Genomic DNA, 20,971 nt, shown 5'->3' with positions numbered 1-20,971 from the left:
TCAGGGAATCAGCGGCAGCACGATCTCGTCGCTGCGGCTGATCCCGGCGGTCTCGCTGCGGCACAGGTCGAGGAACTCGCGCATGGTCGCAGTCTGGTACTTCTGCTTGTGCCAGATGAAGTAGAACTGCCGGCGCAGGTCCAGGCCGGGCGTTTCCACCGGCACCAGGCTGCCGCGGCGGAAAGCGTCGCGCAGGGCCAGGCGGGAAATGCAGCCGATGCCCAGGCCGGACTCCACGGCACGCTTGATCGCCTCGGTGTGCTCCAGCTCCAGGCGGATGTTCAGCGGCCGCGGGTGATGACGCATGGCCTGGTCGAAGGTCAGGCGGGTGCCGGAGCCCTGCTCGCGGAGGATCCAGGCCTCCCGCGTCAGCCGTTCCAGGTCGGCGCCGCCCCGCCGCGCCAGCGGATGCTGGGGGGCGCAGAACACCACCAGTTCGTCCTCCATCCAGGGTTGCACCTCGATGTCCGGATGCCGGCAGTCGCCCTCGATCAGGCCCAGGTCCAGCTCGTAGTGGGCGACCTGCTGCACCACCTGGGCGGTGTTGTGCACGTGCAGGCGCACCCGGCAGTCCGGCTGGCGCTGCATGAAGGCGCCGATCAGCAGCGTGGCCAGGTAGTTGCCGATGGTCAGGGTGGCGCCGAGGTCGAGGGAGCCGAAGGCGGTCTTGCCGTTGAGCAGGTTCTCGATTTCCTCGCCGCGGTCGAGCAGCGCCACCGCCTGCGGCAGCAGTTGGCGGCCGAGGGCATTGAGGGTCAGGCGCTTGCCGGCGCGGTCGAACAGCTTGCAGTCGAACTGCCGCTCCAGCTCGCCGAGCGAGGTGCTGGTCGCCGACTGCGACAGCGACAGCCCCTCGGCGGCGCGGGAGACGCTCTCCTGCTGGGCCACGGCGACGAACACCTCGAGCTGGCGGAGGGTGAATTTCATCCAGGCTTCCTCGTCTAGAGCGAAAGGCCCCGCGACATTTTGCCGTTCCGTCGGCGGGGTTGGCTCGGTTATCCTTGCGCCCCGTCCGCGGGAGCGATGGGAGCCCTCGGCGGCCGGCGGCCGACCGATATCGTGTTATCCCATATCCATATTCTGGATAAGCATTATCCAGACAATTCATTTTGCGGATATTTTGGCAACCGATAAAATGCCGCGCAACTGCGTCACGTCTGCTGCTGTTGGTGTGCGCCCGCGTTTTCCTAGGAGTCTTTGATGAGCAATCTGTACACCGAGCGCGTTCTCAGCGTGCACCACTGGAACGACACCCTGTTCAGCTTCAAGACCACCCGCAACCCGGGTCTGCGCTTCAAGACTGGCCAGTTCGTGATGATCGGCCTGGAAGTCGACGGTCGTCCGCTGATGCGCGCCTACAGCATTGCCAGCCCGAACTACGAAGAGCACCTGGAGTTCTTCAGCATCAAGGTCCCGGACGGCCCGCTGACCTCGCGCCTGCAGCACCTGAAGGAAGGCGACGAGCTGATGGTCAGCCGCAAGCCGACCGGCACCCTGGTGCACGACGACCTGCTGCCCGGCAAGCACCTCTACCTGCTCAGCACCGGCACCGGCATGGCGCCCTTCCTCAGCGTGATCCAGGACCCGGAAACCTACGAGCGCTACGAGAAGGTGATCCTGGTCCACGGCGTTCGCTGGGTCAGCGAACTGGCCTACGCCGACTTCATCACCAAGGTCCTGCCGGAACACGAGTACTTCGGCGACCAGGTGAAAGAGAAGCTGATCTACTACCCGCTGGTGACCCGCGAGCCGTTCCGCAACCAGGGCCGCCAGACCGACCTGATGCGCAGCGGCAAGCTGTTCGAGGACATCGGCCTGCCGCCGATGAATCCGCAGGACGACCGTGCGATGATCTGCGGCAGCCCGAGCATGCTGGAAGAGACCAGCGCCGTGCTCGACAGCTTCGGCCTGAAGATCTCGCCGCGCATGGGCGAGCCGGGCGACTACCTGATCGAGCGCGCCTTCGTCGAGAAGTAGGCCTCCGCCGCGCCTCGTCGCGCCAGGCGAAGAAAGCCCCTGCCGTATCCGCGGCAGGGGCTTTCTGCTTTCCGGCCCACGCTCAGTGCGCCGGGTGCCGGTGCGGGTGGTCGCCGCCCACGCCTTGCAGCACCGCCTGGTCGATCTCGTCGAAGCGCAGTACCCGGCCGCCTTCCTCGGCCGCCAGGCGCGTCGCGGCCTCTTCGTCGGCGAACGAGGCGAGGGTGGCGCCCATGCCGCCCGGCCGCTGGATGCCGACCACGTAGTAGGCGCGGGTGGCGTCGATCAGGCGGGCGTCGTCGGGGTGCCGCCAGTCGGCCTGGCTCATGTCGTGGACATACAGGCGCGCCTGGCCCTGGCGGTTTTCCGGTTGCAGCCACCAGCCGAACAGTTCGGCGGTGGAGCAGAACTTGCGCACCGCGCCGGGAAGCACCGACTCGCCCTTGGGACCGGGCATTTCCTCGATGAGCATGCCGCAGACGTGGCATTCGTCGCCGCTGGCGATCGGCACCGGGCCGAGTGCCGTGGCGTCGTCCCGCGACGCATCGCAGCCGGCCAGCAGCAGGCCGAGCAGGAGCGTGCCGAGCAGAGGGCGCAGGGGGAGGGTATGACGTTGCATGGCGGAACCTCGTGAGTCAGATGGGGCGGCGGCGGAACAGGCCGTGGGCCAGCGCCAGGGCAGCGCCGGCCCAGAGGGCCAGGGCCAGCCAGAGGGCGCTGGCGGACACCGGCAGGTCGCTGGCCAGGGGAACCACCCCGCCGGCGGCGGCTGCGTCGAAGCCGGACAGGTTGATCAGCCGGTAGAGGTCGGTCGGGTTGAGCAGCAACAGCCAGGGCAGCAGCCGCGGGCTCAGGTGACCCTGGCTGAGGACCAGGATCGCCAGCAGGGCCAGGTCGAACAGCAGGACGAAGAAGAACCACAGGCCGAGCGCCTGCCCGGCGGCGCTGGATTTCTCGCTGGCGCGGCTGCTCAGGGCGTAGGCCAGGGCGAGGAACACGCAGCCGAGCAGCAGCGAGGAACCCATGAAGCGGCCGAAGGCGCCCAGCAGGATGGCCGCCTCGACCTCCGGCACCAGCGCGAGGATCGCCAGCGCCGCGCTGCCGAAGCCGATCAGGGTGGCCAGGGCGAGGATCAGGCCGTGACCGAGGAACTTGCCGAGCAGCAACTGGCCGCGCCCCAGCGGGTAGGTCAGGAGCAGCAGCAGGGTGCCGCCTTCCTCCTCGCCGACGATGGCGTCGTAGGCCAGCAGCAGGGCGATCAGCGGCATCAGGAAGGTGGCCAGGCTGGTCAGGCTGGCGACCGTCGCCGGCACCGAGGTGAAGCCGACCTGGCCGGCCGCGGCGGCGCCGAACCAGGCGATGCCCACCGAGAGCAGGGCGAACAGCAGGCTGATCGCCAGCAGCCAGCGATTGCGCAGGCCGTCGGCCAGTTCCTTGCGGGCGATGGTCCAGACTACGGGCATGGCGTGGCTCCGGCGGGGGCGGGGGACATGTGGTGGCGATAGAGGTCCTCCAGCGACGGCGGCAGGATTTCCAGGTCGAACTCGCGCGCGGCCAGCAGCGCTTCCAGCACGCCGTCGCGCTCGGCATCGTCCAGCAGTACCTCGATGCGCTGGTCGTCCAGTCTCCGCGCCGCCAGGCCGGCCCGGTGCCAGCGTTCGAGCCACTGCGGGTTATGCGGGCTGGCCAGGCGCACGCGGGTCGGCAGAGCCGCCTTGCGGCGCAATTCGGCGAGGCTGCCGGCCACTTGCAGGCGGCCGCCGGCGAGAATCGCGGCGCGGTCGATGTGCGTCTCGACGCCGGGCAGCACATGGGAGCAAAGGACGATCCCGGTGCCCTGGCCGCGCAGGCGGTCGAGCAATTGGTAGAGCTCGACGGTGGCCAGCGGGTCGAGGCCCACCGTCGGTTCGTCGAGCAGCAGCAGGCGCGGTTCGCCGAGCAGCGCCTGGGCCAGGCCGAGGCGCTGGCGCATGCCCTTCGAGTAGGTTTTCAGGCGTCGCCTGGCGGCATGGCCGAGGCCGACCTGTTCCAGCAGGCGCGCGGCTTCGGCCGGCGCCACGCCCTTGAGGCGGGCGAAGTGGCGCAGGGTTTCCGCGCCGCTGAGCTGCGGGTAGAAGGTCACGTTCTCCGGCAGGTAGCCGAGCTGGCGGCGCGCCTCCAGGCTCCTCGCATCGTGGCCGAGGACCCGCACGCGGCCTTCGCTGGGGGCCAGCAGGCCGAGGACCAGCTTGATGGTGGTGGTCTTGCCGGCGCCGTTGTGGCCGAGCAGGCCGAGCACCTCGCCGGGCTCCAGGCGCAGGTCGAGCCCGCTCAGGGCGGTGAGGGCGCCGTAGCGCAGGGTCGCGCCGTCGATCTCGACCAGGCTCATGGCCTCGGCTCCGCGGCGGGCATCCGCATCAGCGGATGGCTGTCGCGCACGCCGGGCGAGCGCACCACCGGGAAGGCGCGCTGGACCCAGCGCAGCAGCTCGATGCTCGGGCTGTTCAACAGCAGGCGTACCTGCGGGTACAGCCAGATCAGCCGGTCGACGTTGTCGTTGGGCTCGTAGGCGACGTCGCCGAGACCGTCGTCGTCGCGGTCCCAGCCCAGGTAGTCGCTCCAGTAGTTGCCGCGGCCGTCGGCGGACCACTCCTGCTCGCGGCTGGCGACGTACTTGACCTGCTGGCGGTTGCCTATGAAGGCGTTGCCGGCGATGCGATTGTCCTCCGAGCCGGCGGTGAGGTGGATGCCCAGGGCGCTGTCGGCGAAGCTGTTGCCTTCGATGCGGTTGAACAGCGAGTTGTAGATGAACAGCGCCTTGCCCTCGGCGCCGGAAATCATCGCGTCGCCGGTGCTGCCGCTGCGCACGCCCTCGACGCGGTTGCCGGCCAGGGTCGAGTAGGTGATGTAGTTCATCAGGATGCCGTAGTTCTCGTCGTCGATGGAGCGGTTGCCGGTCACGGTCAGCTTGCGGCTCTGCATCAGCGCGTAGCCGGTGCGGGTGCGCCGGGTCAGGTTGTCGGTCACCCGGCTGTTGTGGGTGAACATGTAGTGCACGCCGTAGCGCAGCTCCTCGAAGCGGTTGGCTTCGATGCTGCTGTCGTTGGAAGTGTCGATGTAGACCCCGTCGCGGGTGTGGCTGACCCGGTTGCCGCGGACCAGGGCGTCCTTCACCGCATAGAGGTGGATACCGTTGCCGCGATCCTGGGAGCGCACGCTTTCGTCGCCCTCGATGCGGTTGTCGAGCACCTGCGCGCCCGCCGTGGCGTCGAGCCAGACGCCGAAGCCCGCGCCGCGCAGGTCGTTGCCGCGGATCACGGCGTCGCTGGCGGCCTTGCCGACGAAGATCGCGGCGTCGAGTTCGGTCAGGTTGCGCCCCCAGTTGCGCAGCCGGCAGCCCTCGACGGTGATCCCGGGGCTGGTCAGGGTCAGCAGGCTGCCGTGGCCGCCGCCGTCCAGTTCGGCGCCGGCCTCGCAGCGTAGGTGCAGCGGCCGGTCGATGACGAAGTTGCCGGCGTAGCGGCCCGCCGCCAGGCTCCAGCGGCCATCGCCGTCGGCCCGCAGCGGCAGGCCGTCGACCGGCTCCGCGCGGGCCGTGGCGAGGCCGAGCAGGAGCAGGGCGAGGAGCGGCCCCGCCCGGCGCCCGGCCAGCGACCGCGCTGCGTGGATCAAGCCTTTTCCACCAGCATCCGCCCGCACATTTCCATGTGCAGGGCGTGGCAGAACCAGCTGCAGTAGTACCAGTGCACCCCGGGCTTATCGGCGACGAAGGTGATCGACGAGGTCTGTTGCGGGCTGATCTCCATGCAGACGCCGTGGTTGACCATGACGAAGCCGTGGGTCACGTCCTCGATCTCGTCGAGGTTGGTGATGGTCACGGTGACTTCGTCGCCCTGCTTCACCTTGAACTCGGTGAGGCCGAAGGAGGGCGCCATCGAGACCATGTAGACGCGGACCTTGTTGCCCTCGCGGATGACCTTGTTGTCCTTCATCAGGTCGATGCCGTCCTTTTCCGCGCGCTTGACCGTCTCGGCGAAGAACGGGTCCTTGCGGTCCCAGATCTTGCGGGTCTTGATCTGGTCGCGGCGGGCGAGGATGCAATCGTGCGGTTCGGCGAAGGTCGGGCCGTCGTGGACCAGCTTCATTTCCTCGCCGGAAATGTCGATCAACTGGTCGTTCTCCGGGTGCAGCGGACCGGTGGGCAGGAAGCGGTCCTTGGAGAACTTGCTGAGCACCACGATCCACTTGCCGTCGGCTTCGCTGGTCTCGCACAGGGTGGCGTGGTTGTGCCCCGGCTGGTACTGCACGTCGAGTTTCTGGCGGATGTAGTCGACCTTCTCGCCCTTGTAGGCGCGCACCGCGTCGGCCAGGTTCCACTTCACCAACTGGCTGTCGATGAACAGCGTGGTATAGGCGTTGCCTCGGCCATCGAAAGTGGTGTGCAGCGGGCCGAGGCCCAGTTCCGGCTCGCCCACCACCACGTCGCGCGGGTCGGCCAGCTTGCCGGCGAACAGGTCGCCGAGGCGCTCGATGGCGATCATGGTGCAGGTCGGCGAGAGCTTGCCGTTGGCGATGAAGTACTTGCCGTCCGGCGAGGTGTTCAGCCCGTGGGGGTTCTTCGGTACCGGGATGTAGCGGGTCACCGGGCTGTCCTTGCCGTCCTTGCGCCGGCCGTCGACCACCGGCACCTTCGAGTCGCCGAGGGTGACGAAGCGCTTCGCCTTGATCTCGGCCTCGATGCGCGGGATGTCGAACACCACCACCCAGTCGCGCTCGTTGCGCATCATGCCGCCGAGGTCGACGGCCTTTTCCGAGTTGTAGCAGGTGGAGGCGGCGAACCTGCCGCTGTAGTCCATGTCGGTGTTGTCGAGGTTGCCGTCGACGATCACCTGCCAGGCCACTTCCATGGTCTCGGCGTCGATGGCGTTGTACAGGGTGAAGGCGTTGTCGCCGGACAGGTCGAAGGTCGAGCCGTCGTTGGGATGGGGGATGATGAACTCGGCGTTGCAGAACACGTAGCGGGTATGCGGCACCTTTTGCAGGCGCAGGCCGTGGATCGCCTGGACGTTGGGAATGGTGACGATGCGGTCGCATTTCATGACGTCCAGGCGGATGCGCGCGACCCGGCTGTTGGCCTTGTCGTTGATGAACAGGTACTTGCCGTCGTACTTGCCGTCGGTCATCGAGATGTGCGGATGGTGGCAGTCGCCGTTGAGGAAGCGCGCGCTGTCGCCGAGGATCCGCTTGCTCTCGTTGGTCAGGCCCCAGCCGGTGGCCGAGTCGACGTTGAACACCGGTATGCGCATCAGCTCGCGCATCGACGGCACGCCGAGCACGCGTACTTCGCCGGAATGTCCGCCGCTCCAGAACCCGTAGTACTCATCCAGTTCGCCGGGGGCGACCTCGGCCTTGCTGCGCTCGCCCTTGCCCGCGGCCCGGGCCTCGCGGCCGACCACCGCGCTGCCCAGGGCGCTGGCGCCAACCAGGGCGGCGGCTCCGGTCAGCGCCGAGGCGCCGAGGAAGCCGCGGCGGTTCAGGCCGTGGGTTTCTTCGTGGGGGCTTTTCGTGTCGTCGCTCATCTCGTGTCGTCCTCAAGGGCAGTCAGGGGAAAGGGAGCCAGGTCAGAGGTTCTCCGCGGGTATCCGCGCGTTGTCCGCCGGCGCGCTCTTCGCGCGCTTCTTGCGCTTGTTCACCAGCGGCGGGCACTTGTCCTGGTCGTGGTAGGTCATCTGGCAGTCGAGGCAGTAGTGGCATTCGTTGGCCTCGATGCGGCCGTCGGGATGGATCGCCTGGATCTCGCATTCGCGGGCACAGAGCTGGCAGGGCCTGCCGCATTCCGCGCGGCGCTTGAGCCAGTCGAACAGGCGCGCCTTGGCCGGGATCGCCAGGGCCGCGCCCAGCGGGCAGAGGTAGCGGCAATAGACCTTGCGGGTGAACAGGTTGACCACCAGCAGCGCGACGGCGTAGGCGACGAACCACCACTGGCGGTCGAAGCCGAGGGTGATGGCGGTCTTGAACGGCTCCACCTCCGCGGCCTGCTCGGCCAGCGCCAGGGATTCCAGGGAGAGACCGAAGAGCACCAGCAGGATGATGTACTTGATCGCCCAGAGCCGCTCGTGCACGGCGAACGGCACCTGGAACTGCGGCACGCGGAGCTTGCGCGCGAGTTCGTTGAGCAGTTCCTGTAGCGCACCGAACGGGCACAGCCAGCCGCAGAACACGCCGCGGCCCCAGAGCAGCAGGCTGGCTGCGGTGAAGGTCCAGAGGATGAACAGCAGCGGGTCGCTGAGGAACAGCTCCCAGCGGAAGCCTTCGAACAGCGCGTGGACGAAGGTCAGCACGTTGACCACCGATAGCTGGCCGAGGCTGTACCAGCCCAGGTAGACCAGGGTGAACGCCAGGTAGCCGGTGCGCAGTCGCTGCATCAGGCGCGGCCGTCGCACCAGGCGGTCCTGGAGGAAGAGGATCGCCAGGAGCAGGACGAGGGCGGTACAGAGGACCCCGACCTGGAAACTCTTCTGGTACCAGACCCGCAGCCACAGCGGCCGGGCAGCCTCTTCCAGGGCGGCCAGTTCCTCGGCCGTTGGCTGCGGCCGCTCCAGGTATTCCTCGGGCGTCTGGCAGGCCAGCTCGAAGCTGGTGAATACCCCCGCCACCGGGCCGGTCTGGCGCCGCACGAGCAACTCCAGGGTCCAGGGCGAGCCCGGATCGAAACGCTGGCTGGCGCGGGCGACGAAGATCGCCATCTCGCGGAACTCCGGCATGCCTTCGGCATAGACGTCCGACAGGCGCTGGTAGTCGAGGTCGCGGAAGCTGATGATGTCGCCGAACTGGCGCAGTTGGACCCGATCGAAGATGCCACCGCGCACGTAGCCGGAACCCTTGAAGGAATACTCGCCGTCGCCGAGCACGACGAAGGCGTATTCGCCTGGCTTCAGCGACGCCATCAGTTCGCGGTACTGGTTGTCGCCGAGCAGGCTGCGGCCCACCGCGGGAGGGTTGAGCAGGGCGCTGTAGAGATCGATGAACGGCTCGTCGCGGTGCGCCGCGTCGGCTTCGCCGATGCCTTCGGCCTCGCTGCCCTTGAAGGCGTCGTCGATCTGCCCGCGACTCAACTGCAGGCGGCGGATCGCACCGTTGCCGAGCAATTCGCTCCAGCTCGCCGTCGCTGCCGGTTGCTGGCGCACCTGCGCCGGCTTGGGCCGCACATTGCCGCGGTCCTCGATCAGGCCGAGGGAAACCGCCACTGTATGTGCGGCGCGCATGACGATCTCGTTGACCACCATCACCGTCACCGTGGCGCCGCTCACCGCGTCGACGGTAACCGCCTGCGGGTCGCTGGAGCGGCCGACCACCACCCGCTGGTCGGCGCGCACGCCGTCGTACCTGGCGCTGAAGGCGTGCAGCTTCTCTTCCGGGATGCCGATCAGCAGGATCGGTTCGTGGTGTTCGAGGACGTAGGCGTCGCGGATAACCGCCTGCGGATCGAGGATCACCTGCAGGTTGATCGGCTTGCCGGAGTAAGCCGGGATGTCGGTGACGCTGAGGGTCTGGAAGGCGTAGCCGAGGGTTTCCTCGCCCTTGCTCAGGCGGCGTACGCCGTAGTCGCCTTCGGGGTCGCCGATCCGCTCGACCGCGGGGAATACCTGGGCGATGCGCAGGCGCTCCAAATCGCTGAGTTCGGCACCCTGGGCGGCGAGGCCGACCAGCAGGAGCATCCAGGCGAAGACACACCGCCACGATCCGGCGGAAAAACGAAGGGCGCGCATAGGTTCCATCTACTACTGGCTACCGGCGAAAAAAGGGACGCCGCGCTGCGGTGGGGTCTGCGCCTGGCGGTGGAATCGCTTCCGTTGCCGGATGCTAGGAGGAGCGGGGGCGGAACGCGCTTGATGAAAGTCAAGAAGTGGAGATGAGGAACAAGCGAGGTTGCTGGCACTCAGTGTACCGAGTCGCCCCTCTCCCTTCAGGGAGAGGGGAGAGGGCTGCCCGAGGCTCAGGCCAGGCGTTGCCCGGATACCGCTGGATGGTACAGCGGCTGCACCTTGTTGCCCGCCGGGTCGAGCAGGTGGAAGCTGCGCGCGCCGTCGCCGTGGTCGAAGGGGTGGTCGAGCAGGGTCACGCCCAGCGCCTTCAGGTAACGGTACCAGGCCTCCAGTTCCTCCACGCTGTCGACGACGAAGCCGTAGTGATCCATGGTCTGCAGGCCGTTGCTGGCAGCGTGGGCGCGGCCAAGGGAAAGGTTGTCGTTGCCGCAGGTGAGATACACCAGGTCTTCGTTGGCGCGGTTCAGCACTTCCATGCCCAGTACGTCGACATAGAAGCGCTCGCATTCTTCCAGGTTGGGCACCAGCAGGGCGAGGTGACGCAGGCCGTTGAGGCGGGAGGGGCGGGCAGGGCGGTCGGACATGGGTTTGCTTCCTTTTTTGTATACAATAATTTTATAAATCTAAAACAAAAGGAAGTTTCCGTGTACTGCATCTTTATCAAGACCCGCCTCAGGCCCGGCTGCGCCGAGGCTTTCATCGATGCCATCCAGGTCAACGCCGCCGCTTCCGTGTCCACCGAGCCCGGCTGCCTGGTGTTCGACGTTTCCCGCGACCGACAGGACCCTGACCTGGTCTATCTCTACGAGGTCTATCGCGATGACGCGGCCTACGAGGCGCACACCCGCACCGCGCATTTCCGCGACAGCCGACCGTTGGTCGAGCCGCTGATCCTCGAACAGGAAGTCTTCGAAAGCGACGCGCTGGCGCTCAATCCGCTGCGCTGAGAAGGCTCAGTCGCCGCGGGCGACGTCCAGCACGCGGATCAGGTCCGGGCGCGGGTAGTGCCAATGCACGTCGAGGTCCCACAGGCGCACCCCGTAGCGGCGCCCGGGCTCTGGCTTCTGGTAGGCCGGGCGTGGGTCCTGCGCCAGGCATTGCTCGATCAGCTCGGCTACCGGCTGCCGCAACCGCTGGCCGTGCTCATGGGCCTGGCGCCGCGCCTGCTCGCTCCACTCCACGGCGATGCCCGGCGGCGGCGCGTCGGCGATGCCGTTGCGAGCGTCGGCCACGGCGTCGGCGTAGGGTACGTAGGGCTTGATATCGAGTACCGGGGTGCCGTCGAGCAGGTCGATTCCGGAAAGCCACAGGCGCCCCGCTTCGAAGCCCTCCAGGCGCACCACCGACTGGCCGATGCCGTTCGGCCGATGGGTGGCGCGGGTGGCGAAGACTCCCAGCGAGCGGTTGCCGCCCAGGCGCGGCGGGCGCACCTTCAGTCGCGGCTTGTCTTCCAGGGCCTGGTGGAAGAGGAACAGCAGCCAGACATGGCTGACCTGCTCCAGGCCTTCCAGCGCTTCCACCTGGTCGAACGGCGGCAGCAGTTCCAGGGTCCCCCGCGCCGCCGGCGCGAGCAGCGGCTGGCGCGGGATGGCGAACTTCTCCATGAAGCAGGAGCGGATGTAGCCGATGGGAGAAACGCTGTGGGTCATGGCGGGACGAGGCGAGCGGTCGGGGGCGTCATGTTACCCGGATTGGCGGCGCTCAGAGATGAAAACCGCCGTCGATGGGGATCACGTTGCCGGTCATGTAGGCGCCGGCGGTGCCGGCCAGGCTGATCGCCAGCGCCGCCATCTCCTCCGGGCGACCCCAGCGGCCCATGGGAATCGACGCGCTGTCCGCCTCCAGTGCCTGCGGGTCATTGGCGATGTGACGGGTCATGCGGCTCGGGAAGCGTCCGGGAGCGATCACGTTGACATTGATGTGCTCGCCGACCAGTTCCTTCGCCAGCATCCGCGACAGTTGATGCAGCGCGGCCTTGCTCGGCCCGTAGGCATAGGCTTGTTCGCCCATGGCGCTGATGCCCGCCACCGAGCCGATGTTGATCACTCGCGCCGGATTTTCCGCGCTGGCCGAGCGGCGCAGCAGCGGCAGCAGTTGCTGGATGCAGGAAAACACCGAGGTGACATTGAGCTGCATGACCTTTTCCCAGCCGGACACCGGATAGCTTTCCAGCGCTGCGCCCCAACTGGTGCCGGCGTTGTTCACCAGGATATCCAGCCGCGCGCTGAGTTCGCCGAGCGCCTGCGCCAGGCGCCGGGCACCGGCTTCGCTGGAAAGGTCGGCAGGGATCGCCTGGCAATCGCCGTAGGCCGAGAGGTGTGTGGCGGTGTCGGCGCAGGCCTCTGCGTCACGTGCGCAGATGAAGACGCGGGCGCCGGCTTCGAGAAGACCCTGGGCGATCATCTGGCCGATGCCGCGGCTGCCGCCGGTGACCAGGGCGACGCGGCCGGCGAGGCTGAAATAGGGATGCATGGGAAACACTCCGGGCTGGGCAGGGGAGATCAGCCTACGATTCGCCTCGCTGCCGGCGCAGCATTATCCAGGTACGGAATGACGTGGCATCCGTGGCTCAGCGGCTACCGCGGCGATGCAACAGATACAGGTAGACGATCAGGTTGAGCAGCAGAACGATGGCGCCAAGGATCCACTGCACCGCCGGGGTCAGGCCGGCGGGATAGATCAGCGGCAACAGGTAGTGCTCGACGAAGCCGCCGCTGTAGCCGGCGTCCCCGGCGGCCCGGCGCAGACGATTCTCCAGCGGGGTCAGCGGACAGGGCAGGCCGAGAAACTCCACCGCGCAGCCCCAGGCTACCGCTGGCAGGTGCAGCCAGGCCAGGCGTGGCCAGCGCAACGGCAGCAGGCCGCCGAACAGGACGAACAGGATGAAGCCCAGGTGCAGCCAGACCAGGGCATCGGCGGCCAGGCGATAGCTCATTCGGCTCTCCCTCGTGGCGTTGGAGGGATAACGCCACCGCTACAGGGGCCGGCGGATAACCGCCTTGCGGTTACTCGCCCATGGTTTGGCCATCCATAAAGAAAAAGCCGGCGAATGCCGGCCATTTCAAGCGCTACGCGTGGGCTTCGGCGCTCAGGCCTGGGCCAGCTCCGCATCGTGTGCGATCAGGGCGACCAGCGCGTTCTGCTGACGGTGGGTCAGCTGGCGGAAACGCTGCAGCAGCTCGCGCTCGTGCAGGCTGAGTTCCGGGCTGTCCAGGCGAACACCGAGATTGTCTTGCAGCGCCCCTTCCTGGAGCAGGCTCTGCTCGAGTCGGGCGATGATCTCGGAGTTCATGCTGCGGTGATGGCTGCGAGCGACTTCTGCGATCTGCTCACGCATGCCCTCGGGCAGACGAACGACGAATTTGTCAGCGGTACGGCTGGAGTAGGTAGGAGTTGCCTGTTTCAGTGGGCGCATACATTGAACCTGTAGAGTCAGGGAAAAGCGGTGCCGAGGAAGCGTTCATTGTTCTCGGGCCTATGACCACGATTTCCGCTAGCCGTTCAGTCTGTTATTTCGGAAACAACAATTAGTTGACGTCAATTGTGCGTTGCGTGCCGGCGTTTTGCCAGTACCAGCTATCTGAAATGCGAGCGATTCAGCAAAAGCCTAGTTTTTTACTGGGGGTTGGATGATGGCCTTCTGACCACCGGTCGTTCAGGGATTGTCACTCGACTGTCATCGTCACTTCACCGGGCTGACACAGTCTCCTTCTATCTTGGTCTACACCAGATGGCGCCGCTGGCGTCTTCGTGCAACCGATTGGAGGGAGAACGATGAGCGCGGTGATCCGTGTCGACAGCCTGAACAAGACCTTTGCCCGCAAGCAGGCGCTTTTCAACCTGAGGCTGGAGATCCAGGCGGGCGAGATGGTGGCGTTGATCGGTGCATCCGGCTCCGGCAAATCCACGCTCCTGCGTCACGTCGCCGGGCTCGCCCGCTGCGACCGCGACAACGGCGGCAGCATCGACGTGCTGGGTCGCCGCCTGCAGGCGTCCGGCCGCCTGAGCGGCGAAGTGCGTCGCCTGCGCGCCGACATCGGCTACATCTTCCAGCAGTTCAACCTGGTCAACCGCCTCAGCGTGCTGGACAACGTCCTGCTCGGCTTCCTCGGTCGCATGCCGCGCTGGCGCGGTTCGCTGGGGCTGTTCAGCGCCGAGCAGAAGCGCCAGGCCCTGGAAGCGCTGGCGCGGGTCGGCCTGGCCGATTTCGCCGGGCAGCGCGCCTCGACCCTTTCCGGCGGCCAGCAGCAGCGCGTGGCCATCGCCCGCGCCCTGACCCAGAAGGCCGAGGTGATTCTCGCCGACGAACCGATCGCCTCGCTCGACCCGGAGTCGGCGCGCAAGGTGATGGACATCCTCGCCGACATCAACCGCCACGACGGCAAGACCGTGGTGGTGACCCTGCATCAGGTCGACTACGCGTTGCGCTATTGCCCGCGCGCGGTGGCCCTGAAGGGCGGCCGGATCCTCTTCGACGGCAGCAGCGAGCACCTTTCCGAAGGCTTCCTCAACGAACTCTACGGCGCCGAAGGGGACACCCCGCTGCTGTTTTCCGACCGTGCCCGGCGAGGGGCGGAGAGCCAGCCGGAACTGACCCTCGCGCGCGCCTGACGTCATTCGAACCGCATAAAAACCCGCCAAACCCTGCCCAGGAGTTCTCTCCATGTTGAAACGCTTCAGTCGTGTGCTCGCGGCTTCCGCCCTGCTCGCCGGCTCCCTTGCCGGGATGGCGCACGCCGACCAACCGGTGATCAATTTCGGGATCATCTCCACCGAGTCGTCGCAGAACCTCAAGAGCATCTGGGAACCCTTCCTCAAGGACATGAGCCAGCAGACCGGCTACCAGGTGAAGGCCTTCTTCGCCCCCGACTACGCCGGGATCATCCAGGGCATGCGTTTCGACAAGGTCGACATCGCCTGGTACGGCAACAAGGCCGCCATGGAAGCGGTGGATCGCGCCCACGGCGAGATCTTCGCCCAGACCGTCGCCGCCAGTGGCGCGCCGGGCTACTGGAGCCTGCTGATCGCCAACAAGGACAGCAAGATCGACAGCCTCGAGGACATGCTGGCGAACGCCAAGAGCCTGACCTTCGGCAACGGCGATCCGAACTCCACGTCCGGCTACCTGGTGCCCGGCTACTACGTGTTCGCCAAGAACAACGTCGACCCGGTCAAGGCCTTCAAGCGCACCCTCAATTCCAGCCATGAGGTCAACGCACTGGCGGTGGCCAACAAGCAGGTCGACGTCGCCACCTTCAATACCGAGGGCATGGAGCGCCTGGAATTGACCCAGCCGGAGAAGGCCAGGCAGCTCAAGGTGATCTGGAAGTCGCCGCTGATCCCGGGCGACCCGCTGGTGTGGCGCAACAACCTGAGCGACGAGCAGAAGAACAAGCTGCGCGACTTCTTCTTCAAGTACGGCGCCAACGCCGAGCAGAAGAAGGTCCTCGCCGACCTGCAATGGTCGAAGTTCCAGCCCTCCGACGACGACCAGTTGCTGCCGATCCGCCAGCTCGAGCTGTTCAAGCAGCGCACCGACGTGGCGAACAACGCCAACCTCGGCGCCGAGGAGAAGGCCGCCAAGCTGAAGGCCCTCGACGAGGAGCTGGCCAAGCTGGAGAAACGCATGGCCGAGCGCGAGCAGAAAACCGCCGCCAACGCCGGCTGATCCACCCCGGGCGCGGCCGGCGCCGCGCCCACCCGATTCGCCAATACCGCTGTCGAGATTCCCGATATGAGCACTCTGAGCACCACCGCCGCGGCGGCCGCCACCGGCAAGCCATCCTGGGGACGCCTGGTCGGCTGGGGCCTGTTCCTCGCCATCCTCGCCTGGTCCTGGAAGGGCGCGGAAATGAACCCGGCCGTGCTGTTCCGCGACGCCGGCAACATGGCGACCTTCGCCGCCGACTTCTTCCCGCCGGACTTCGGCAACTGGAAGCTCTACCTCAGCGAGATGCTGGTCACCGTGCAGATCGCCCTCTGGGGCACGGTGCTGGCCATCGTCTGCGCCATCCCGCTGTCGATCCTGGCCTCCGAGAACATCGTGCCCTGGTGGGTCTACCAGCCGGTGCGGCGGGTGATGGATGCCTGCCGTTCGATCAACGAGATGGTCTTCGCCATGCTCTTCGTGGTCGCCGTCGGCCTGGGCCCGTTCGCCGGCGTGCTGGCGCTGTTCATCAGCACCACCGGGGTGCTCGCCAAGCTCTTCGCCGAGGCGGTCGAGGCGATCGACCCCGGTCCGGTCGAAGGCGTCCGCGCCACCGGTGCCAGCGCCCTGCAGGAGGTCATCTTCGGGGTCATCCCGCAGGTCCTGCCGCTGTGGATCTCCTATTCGCTGTACCGCTTCGAGTCCAACGTGCGTTCCGCCACCGTGGTCGGGATGGTCGGCGCCGGCGGCATCGGCGTGATCCTCTGGGAGGCCATCCGCGGCTTCCAGTTCGGCCAGACCTGCGCCGTGCTGATCGTGATCATCGTGGTGGTGAGCCTGATCGACGTTCTGTCACAACGCCTGCGCAAGCTGTTCATCTGACGACGCGAGGAGGGCGCCTGGTGCGCCCTTTCCAAACCATGCACTTGTCTAGACAAAGCGAACCGCTGTACCGCGAACTGGCCGAACGGCTGCGCCAGGAACTGCTGGCCTACCGCCCCGGCGACTACCTGCCCGGCGAGATCCAGCTGGCCCAGCGCTTCGCGGTGAACCGCCATACCCTGCGCCGGGCGCTCGACGAACTGGTGCTCGAAGGCCGCGTGCTGCGGCGCCAGGGCAAGGGCACCCAGGTCCTGGAGGCGCCGACGATCTACCCGATGGGCGCCGCCAACGCCTACACCGAGTCGCTCTCGGCCCAGGGCCACCGGGTCGAGGCCCGGCTGCTGGAGGCGCGCCAGCGTCCGGCCGGCGCCGCCGAGGCCACCCACCTGGGGATCGGCGAGGGCGGGCGGGTGCTGGAACTGACCACCCTGCGTTACCTCGACGGCCAGCCAGTGAGCCTGATCCGCCATTGCTACGCCGTTTCCCGCAGCGAGCTGCTCGCCGACTACCAGGGCGGTTCGCTGCGTCGCTACCTGGCCGACAAAGGCCTGCCGCTGACCCGCACCTACAGCCTGATCGGTGCGCGCCTGCCCAATCGCGAGGAGGCGGCGCGCCTGCTGATGCCCCGCCATGCGCCGTTGCTCACCGTCCTCACCCTGTCCCGCGACCGTACCGGCCAACCGGTGGAACTGGCCCAGTCGATCAGCCGCGCCGATCGCTTCCAGTACCAGGTCGCCCCCTAGGAGAAGCCCATGACCGCCTTGCATTCCGATCCCACCATCGCCGCACGACAGCGCTGGATGGGCGTGCTCGCCCGCGCCCGTCGCGAGGAGCTGGACGCCCATGCGGACGCCCTGCGCGATGCCGACTATCACCTGCTGCGCGCCGCCGAGACCGGCATGACCCTGGTGCGCGGACGCATGGGCGGCACCGGCAGCCCGTTCAACCTCGGCGAGATGATCGTGACCCGCTGCGTGGTGCGGCTCGGTGACGGACGCACCGGCTACAGCTATGTCGCCGGGCGCGACAAGCGCCACGCCGAACTGGCCGCCCTGGCCGACGCGCACCTGCAGGGCGCCGACGCGGCGGCCTGGCAGGCGCGCCTGATCGAACCGCTGGCCCGCACCCAGGCCGAGCGCCGCGCCGCCCAGGAGGCGGAAATCGCCACTACCAAGGTGGAGTTCTTCACCCTGGTCCGAGGAGAAGATTGATGACCAGCGCTTCGCTTCCCAGCCCGGCGGATACCGCCGCGCTATTGCAACCGGCGTTCCAGGACCCGGTCCTGGATGCCCAGCGGAGTTTCCGCGCGGCGCTCAAGGCCCTCGCCGAACCGGGGCTGGTGCGCAACCTCGACCGCGCACCGGCGCTGGCCGCGTTGCAACCGGCCAGCTACGCGCTGTGCCTGAGCTTCCTCGACTCCGATACCCCGCTGTGGCTGGCGCCGGGTCTCGACAGCCCGACGTTGCGCGCCAACCTGGCCTTCCATTGCGGCTGCCCGATCGTCGCCGAGCGTGAGCAGGCGCTGTTCGCCTTGCTCGACGAAGGCGAGCTGGACGACCTGAGCGGCTTCGACAGCGGCAGCGACCGTTATCCGGACCAGTCCTGCACCCTGCTGATCCAGCTTGCCGGCCTCGATGGCGGCGCCTCGCTGGAGTGGCGCGGGCCGGGTATCGCCGAGGTGCGCCAGGTGGCGTTGCCGGTGAGCACCGGGTTCTGGGCGCAGCGTGCCGCACGCACCGAATTCCCCAGGGGCCTGGATGCCTTCTTCGCCGCTGGCGAGCGCATCCTCGGCCTGCCACGCAGTACCCGGGTCAGCGAACCCGTCGAGGAGGTGGCCTGATGTACGTAGCCGTCAAGGGTGGCGAGAAGGCCATCGACAACGCCCATCGCCTGCTGGCGCGCAAGCGCCGCGGCGATACCGCGCTGCCGGAGCTGTCGGTGGAGCAGATCCGCCAGCAGATGCCGCTGGCCGTGTCGCGGGTGATGACCGAGGGTTCGCTGTACGATGAGCAACTGGCGGCACTGGCGATCAAGCAGGCGGCCGGCGACCTGATGGAAGCGATCTTCCTTCTCCGCGCCTACCGCACCACGCTGCCGCGCTTCGCCGCCAGCCTGCCGCTGGACACCGCCGGGATGCGCCTGCAACGACGGATCTCGGCGACCTACAAGGACCTGCCGGGCGGGCAACTGCTCGGTCCGACCTTCGACTATACCCATCGCCTGCTCGACTTCAGCCTGCTCGCCGAGGGCGACTACCCCGGCCCCGAAGTGGAGCGGGGCGCGTCCCTGGAGCCTTGTCCGCGCGTGCTCGGCCTGCTCGACCGGGAAGGCCTGATGACGCCGGAGTACGAACTGCCCGGCGCGGTGCCGGATATCACCCGCGAGCCGCTCGACTTCCCCACCGGCCGCGCCCAGCGCCTGCAGGCCCTGGCCCGCGGCGACGAGGGCTTCCTTCTCGCCCTGGGCTATTCGACCCAGCGCGGCTACGGCCGCAACCATCCGTTCGCCGGGGAGATCCGCATCGGCGCCTGCGAGGTCTGGCTGGAGCCCGAGGAACTCGGCTTCGCGGTGCCGGTGGGCGAGATCGAGGTCACCGAGTGCGAGATGGTCAACCAGTTCGTCGGTTCCCGCGAGGAGCTGCCGCAATTCACCCGTGGCTACGGCCTGGCCTTCGGCTACGCCGAGCGCAAGGCGATGGGCATGGCCCTGGTCGACCGCGCCCTGCGCGCCGAGGAATACGGCGAGGAGGTGGTGTCGCCGGCGCAGCAGGAAGAGTTCGTCCTGATGCACTGCGACAACGTCGAGGCCGGTGGCTTCGTCTCGCACCTGAAGCTGCCGCACTACGTCGATTTCCAGTCCGAGCTGGAGCTGATTCGCAAGCTGCGTCGTCCCGGCGTCGCCGAATCCGCGCAACCCACTGTCCAGGAGAAGCGCGCATGAGCCTTTCCCCGCAAGCCAGCGCCGCGCCGGAGCAGGGCTACAACTTCGCCTACCTCGACGAGCAGACCAAGCGCATGATCCGCCGCGGCCTGCTCAAGGCGGTGGCGATCCCCGGCTACCAGGTGCCCTTCGGCGGCCGCGAGATGCCGCTGCCCTACGGCTGGGGCACCGGCGGCATGCAGGTGACCGCGGCCATCCTCGGTGCCGACGACGTGCTCAAGGTGATCGACCAGGGCGCCGACGACACCACCAACGCGGTATCCATCCGGCGTTTCTTCGCCCGCACCGCCGGGGTCGCCACCACCGAACGGACCCCGGAGGCGACGGTGATCCAGACCCGCCACCGGATACCGGAAACCGCCCTGAGCGGCGAGCAGATCATGGTCTACCAGGTGCCGATCCCCGAGCCGCTGCGCTTCATCGAGCCTTCCGAGGCGGAGACCCGGACCATGCATGCGCTCGACGACTACGGGGTGATGCACGTGAAGCTCTACGAGGACATCGCCACCTTCGGCCATATCGCCACCAGCTATGCCTACCCGGTTACGGTGGACGAGCGCTACGTGATGGATCCCTCGCCAATTCCCAAGTTCGACAACCCCAAGCTGGACATGAGCCCGGCGCTGATGCTGTTCGGCGCAGGTCGCGAGAAACGCCTGTACGCGGTGCCGCCGTTCACCCGGGTGGCGAGCCTGGACTTCGAGGACCACCCCTTCGAAGTCCAGCGCTGGGAAGAAAGCTGCGCCTTCTGCGGCAGCCACGAGTCCTACCTGGACGAACTGATCGTCGACGACCGTGGCGGCAAGCGCTTCGTCTGTTCCGACACCGATTACTGCACGCAGCGGCGTGCCTGCCAGGAAGAAGGGGAGGACGCGCAATGAACGCGGTCTGCGAATCCATCGATGCGAACCTCGACGCGCGCGACCGGCCGCTGCTCTCGGTGCGTGGCCTGACCCGCCTGTACGGGCCGGAAAAGGGCTGCCAGGAGGTCGACTTCGATCTCTACCCCGGCGAGGTGCTGGGCATCGTCGGTGAGTCCGGCTCGGGCAAGTCGACCCTGCTCTCGTTGCTCTCCGGGCGCTGTCCGCCGGACGCCGGCACGGTCGCCTACCGCGACGACGGCGACCGCTGGCTGGACCTCTACGCCGCCAGCGAAGCCGAGCGGCGCACCCTGCTGCGCACCGAGTGGGGCTTCGTCGAGCAGAACCCGCGCGACGGCCTGCGCATGGGCGTGTCCGCCGGCGCCAACATCGGCGAACGGTTGATGGCCCAGGGCGTGCGCCACTACGGTCGGCTGCGCCAGGCCGGGCTGGACTGGCTGGAACAGGTGGAGATCGATCCGCTGCGCATCGACGACCTGCCGCGAACCTTTTCCGGCGGCATGCAGCAGCGTCTGCAGATCGCCCGCAACCTGGTCTCGGCGCCACGCCTGGTGTTCATGGACGAACCCACCGGCGGCCTCGACGTGTCGGTGCAGGCGCGCCTGCTCGACCTGCTGCGCGGCCTGGTGCGCGAGCTGGACCTGGCGGTGGTGATCGTCACCCACGACCTGGCGGTGGCGCGCCTGCTCGCCGACCGCCTGATGGTCATGCGCCGTTCGCGGGTGGTGGAAGCCGGTCTCACCGACCAGATTCTCGACGACCCGCAGCATCCGTACACGCAATTGCTGGTGTCGTCGGTCCTGCAACCCTGAGCCGAAGCGTCGGCGCCGGTCCGCGCG

The 20,971-nt window shown here is 67.6% G+C and carries 23 protein-coding genes; 11 read left to right on the top strand and 12 right to left on the bottom strand.

Annotated features, from left to right (window positions below):
• Entirely contained in the window at positions 1-927 is a 927-nt protein-coding gene (locus JHD77_RS00560; protein WP_003091833.1) for a LysR family transcriptional regulator, read from the bottom strand.
• A gap of 273 nt (positions 928-1,200) precedes the next feature.
• On the opposite strand from JHD77_RS00560, the gene fpr reads away from it, so the two are divergent.
• On the top strand, positions 1,201-1,977 hold the full coding sequence (fpr, locus tag JHD77_RS00555; RefSeq protein ID WP_003091832.1) for a ferredoxin-NADP reductase: 777 nt from the start codon (positions 1,201-1,203) through the stop codon (positions 1,975-1,977).
• Between the two features lie 82 nt (positions 1,978-2,059).
• Here fpr and JHD77_RS00550 read toward each other — a convergent pair whose 3' ends face one another.
• The 7 genes from JHD77_RS00550 to JHD77_RS00520 all read right to left on the bottom strand — a co-directional run bounded on the left by JHD77_RS00550 (position 2,060) and on the right by JHD77_RS00520 (position 10,366).
• The gene (locus JHD77_RS00550) at positions 2,060-2,596 is read right to left on the bottom strand and encodes a nitrous oxide reductase accessory protein NosL (RefSeq protein WP_003113109.1); all 537 of its coding nucleotides are present in this window, start codon (positions 2,594-2,596) and stop codon (positions 2,060-2,062) included.
• A 16-nt stretch (positions 2,597-2,612) separates the two neighbouring features.
• Positions 2,613-3,440 (bottom strand): ABC transporter permease, encoded by an 828-nt coding sequence (locus JHD77_RS00545; RefSeq protein ID WP_003113110.1) that lies wholly within the window; start codon positions 3,438-3,440, stop codon positions 2,613-2,615.
• Positions 3,431-4,345: an ABC transporter ATP-binding protein gene (locus tag JHD77_RS00540; RefSeq protein WP_003113111.1), complete on the bottom strand. Its 915-nt coding sequence runs from the start codon at positions 4,343-4,345 to the stop codon at positions 3,431-3,433. Before JHD77_RS00540 ends, JHD77_RS00545 begins: the two co-directional genes overlap by 10 nt.
• Positions 4,342-5,628, bottom strand: a complete 1,287-nt coding sequence (locus JHD77_RS00535) for a nitrous oxide reductase family maturation protein NosD (RefSeq protein WP_010793262.1) — start codon at positions 5,626-5,628, stop codon at positions 4,342-4,344. Before JHD77_RS00535 ends, JHD77_RS00540 begins: the two co-directional genes overlap by 4 nt.
• Positions 5,625-7,535: a TAT-dependent nitrous-oxide reductase gene (gene nosZ / locus JHD77_RS00530; protein WP_031756903.1), complete on the bottom strand. Its 1,911-nt coding sequence runs from the start codon at positions 7,533-7,535 to the stop codon at positions 5,625-5,627. Before nosZ ends, JHD77_RS00535 begins: the two co-directional genes overlap by 4 nt.
• 42 nt (positions 7,536-7,577) lie before the next feature.
• A complete protein-coding gene (nosR, locus tag JHD77_RS00525; protein ID WP_023101807.1) occupies positions 7,578-9,725 on the bottom strand; it encodes a transcriptional regulator NosR in 2,148 nt (715 codons plus the stop codon).
• 227 nt (positions 9,726-9,952) lie between these two features.
• Positions 9,953-10,366 carry a VOC family protein gene (locus JHD77_RS00520; RefSeq protein ID WP_023114558.1) on the bottom strand — a complete coding sequence of 138 codons (414 nt, stop codon included), beginning with the start codon at positions 10,364-10,366 and terminating at the stop codon, positions 9,953-9,955.
• Between the two features lie 60 nt (positions 10,367-10,426).
• Between JHD77_RS00520 and JHD77_RS00515 the strand changes: the two genes are divergently transcribed.
• Positions 10,427-10,729 carry a putative quinol monooxygenase gene (locus JHD77_RS00515; protein WP_003098690.1) on the top strand — a complete coding sequence of 101 codons (303 nt, stop codon included), beginning with the start codon at positions 10,427-10,429 and terminating at the stop codon, positions 10,727-10,729.
• A 6-nt stretch (positions 10,730-10,735) separates the two neighbouring features.
• On the opposite strand, the gene tsaA is transcribed toward JHD77_RS00515, so the two are convergent.
• From tsaA to amrZ, 4 genes are all read right to left on the bottom strand, one after another.
• A complete protein-coding gene (tsaA, locus tag JHD77_RS00510; protein ID WP_023097337.1) occupies positions 10,736-11,431 on the bottom strand; it encodes a tRNA (N6-threonylcarbamoyladenosine(37)-N6)-methyltransferase TrmO in 696 nt (231 codons plus the stop codon).
• Between the two features lie 52 nt (positions 11,432-11,483).
• Complete coding sequence (gene rhlG, locus JHD77_RS00505) at positions 11,484-12,254, bottom strand: 3-oxoacyl-ACP reductase RhlG (protein ID WP_003138231.1); 771 nt, start codon at positions 12,252-12,254, stop codon at positions 11,484-11,486.
• Between the two features lie 97 nt (positions 12,255-12,351).
• Positions 12,352-12,717 carry a DUF2784 domain-containing protein gene (locus JHD77_RS00500; RefSeq protein ID WP_004365945.1) on the bottom strand — a complete coding sequence of 122 codons (366 nt, stop codon included), beginning with the start codon at positions 12,715-12,717 and terminating at the stop codon, positions 12,352-12,354.
• A gap of 153 nt (positions 12,718-12,870) precedes the next feature.
• The gene (gene amrZ / locus JHD77_RS00495; protein ID WP_003091802.1) at positions 12,871-13,197 is read right to left on the bottom strand and encodes a transcriptional regulator AmrZ; all 327 of its coding nucleotides are present in this window, start codon (positions 13,195-13,197) and stop codon (positions 12,871-12,873) included.
• A gap of 359 nt (positions 13,198-13,556) precedes the next feature.
• On the opposite strand from amrZ, the gene phnC reads away from it, so the two are divergent.
• The 9 genes from phnC to phnK all read left to right on the top strand — a co-directional run bounded on the left by phnC (position 13,557) and on the right by phnK (position 20,944).
• Positions 13,557-14,393, top strand: coding sequence for a phosphonate ABC transporter ATP-binding protein (gene phnC, locus JHD77_RS00490; protein ID WP_003098696.1), 837 nt, complete (start codon positions 13,557-13,559; stop codon positions 14,391-14,393).
• Between the two features lie 52 nt (positions 14,394-14,445).
• Positions 14,446-15,450 carry a phosphonate ABC transporter substrate-binding protein gene (gene phnD, locus JHD77_RS00485; RefSeq protein WP_003113119.1) on the top strand — a complete coding sequence of 335 codons (1,005 nt, stop codon included), beginning with the start codon at positions 14,446-14,448 and terminating at the stop codon, positions 15,448-15,450.
• A gap of 66 nt (positions 15,451-15,516) precedes the next feature.
• Entirely contained in the window at positions 15,517-16,311 is a 795-nt protein-coding gene (phnE, locus tag JHD77_RS00480; protein ID WP_003091793.1) for a phosphonate ABC transporter, permease protein PhnE, read from the top strand.
• A gap of 20 nt (positions 16,312-16,331) precedes the next feature.
• Positions 16,332-17,054, top strand: coding sequence for a phosphonate metabolism transcriptional regulator PhnF (phnF, locus tag JHD77_RS00475; protein ID WP_003091792.1), 723 nt, complete (start codon positions 16,332-16,334; stop codon positions 17,052-17,054).
• A 9-nt stretch (positions 17,055-17,063) separates the two neighbouring features.
• Positions 17,064-17,522 (top strand): phosphonate C-P lyase system protein PhnG, encoded by a 459-nt coding sequence (gene phnG, locus JHD77_RS00470; protein ID WP_003122223.1) that lies wholly within the window; start codon positions 17,064-17,066, stop codon positions 17,520-17,522.
• Positions 17,522-18,151: a phosphonate C-P lyase system protein PhnH gene (phnH, locus tag JHD77_RS00465; RefSeq protein WP_003098698.1), complete on the top strand. Its 630-nt coding sequence runs from the start codon at positions 17,522-17,524 to the stop codon at positions 18,149-18,151. The genes phnG and phnH overlap by 1 nt, the downstream gene beginning before the upstream one ends.
• The gene (locus tag JHD77_RS00460) at positions 18,151-19,251 is read left to right on the top strand and encodes a carbon-phosphorus lyase complex subunit PhnI (protein ID WP_003091786.1); all 1,101 of its coding nucleotides are present in this window, start codon (positions 18,151-18,153) and stop codon (positions 19,249-19,251) included. The genes phnH and JHD77_RS00460 overlap by 1 nt, the downstream gene beginning before the upstream one ends.
• Positions 19,248-20,132, top strand: a complete 885-nt coding sequence (locus JHD77_RS00455; RefSeq protein ID WP_003098700.1) for an alpha-D-ribose 1-methylphosphonate 5-phosphate C-P-lyase PhnJ — start codon at positions 19,248-19,250, stop codon at positions 20,130-20,132. Before JHD77_RS00460 ends, JHD77_RS00455 begins: the two co-directional genes overlap by 4 nt.
• On the top strand, positions 20,129-20,944 hold the full coding sequence (phnK, locus tag JHD77_RS00450; RefSeq protein WP_003098701.1) for a phosphonate C-P lyase system protein PhnK: 816 nt from the start codon (positions 20,129-20,131) through the stop codon (positions 20,942-20,944). The genes JHD77_RS00455 and phnK overlap by 4 nt, the downstream gene beginning before the upstream one ends.
• Positions 20,945-20,971: the final 27 nt, after the last annotated feature.

Origin of the sequence: Pseudomonas sp. P20, assembly GCF_016463925.1 — a bacterium.
Taxonomy (GTDB): Bacteria; Pseudomonadota; Gammaproteobacteria; order Pseudomonadales; family Pseudomonadaceae; genus Pseudomonas; species Pseudomonas aeruginosa.
Note: the sequence above shows the minus strand (reverse complement) of the source record. Positions and strands in the feature narration are given on the sequence as shown.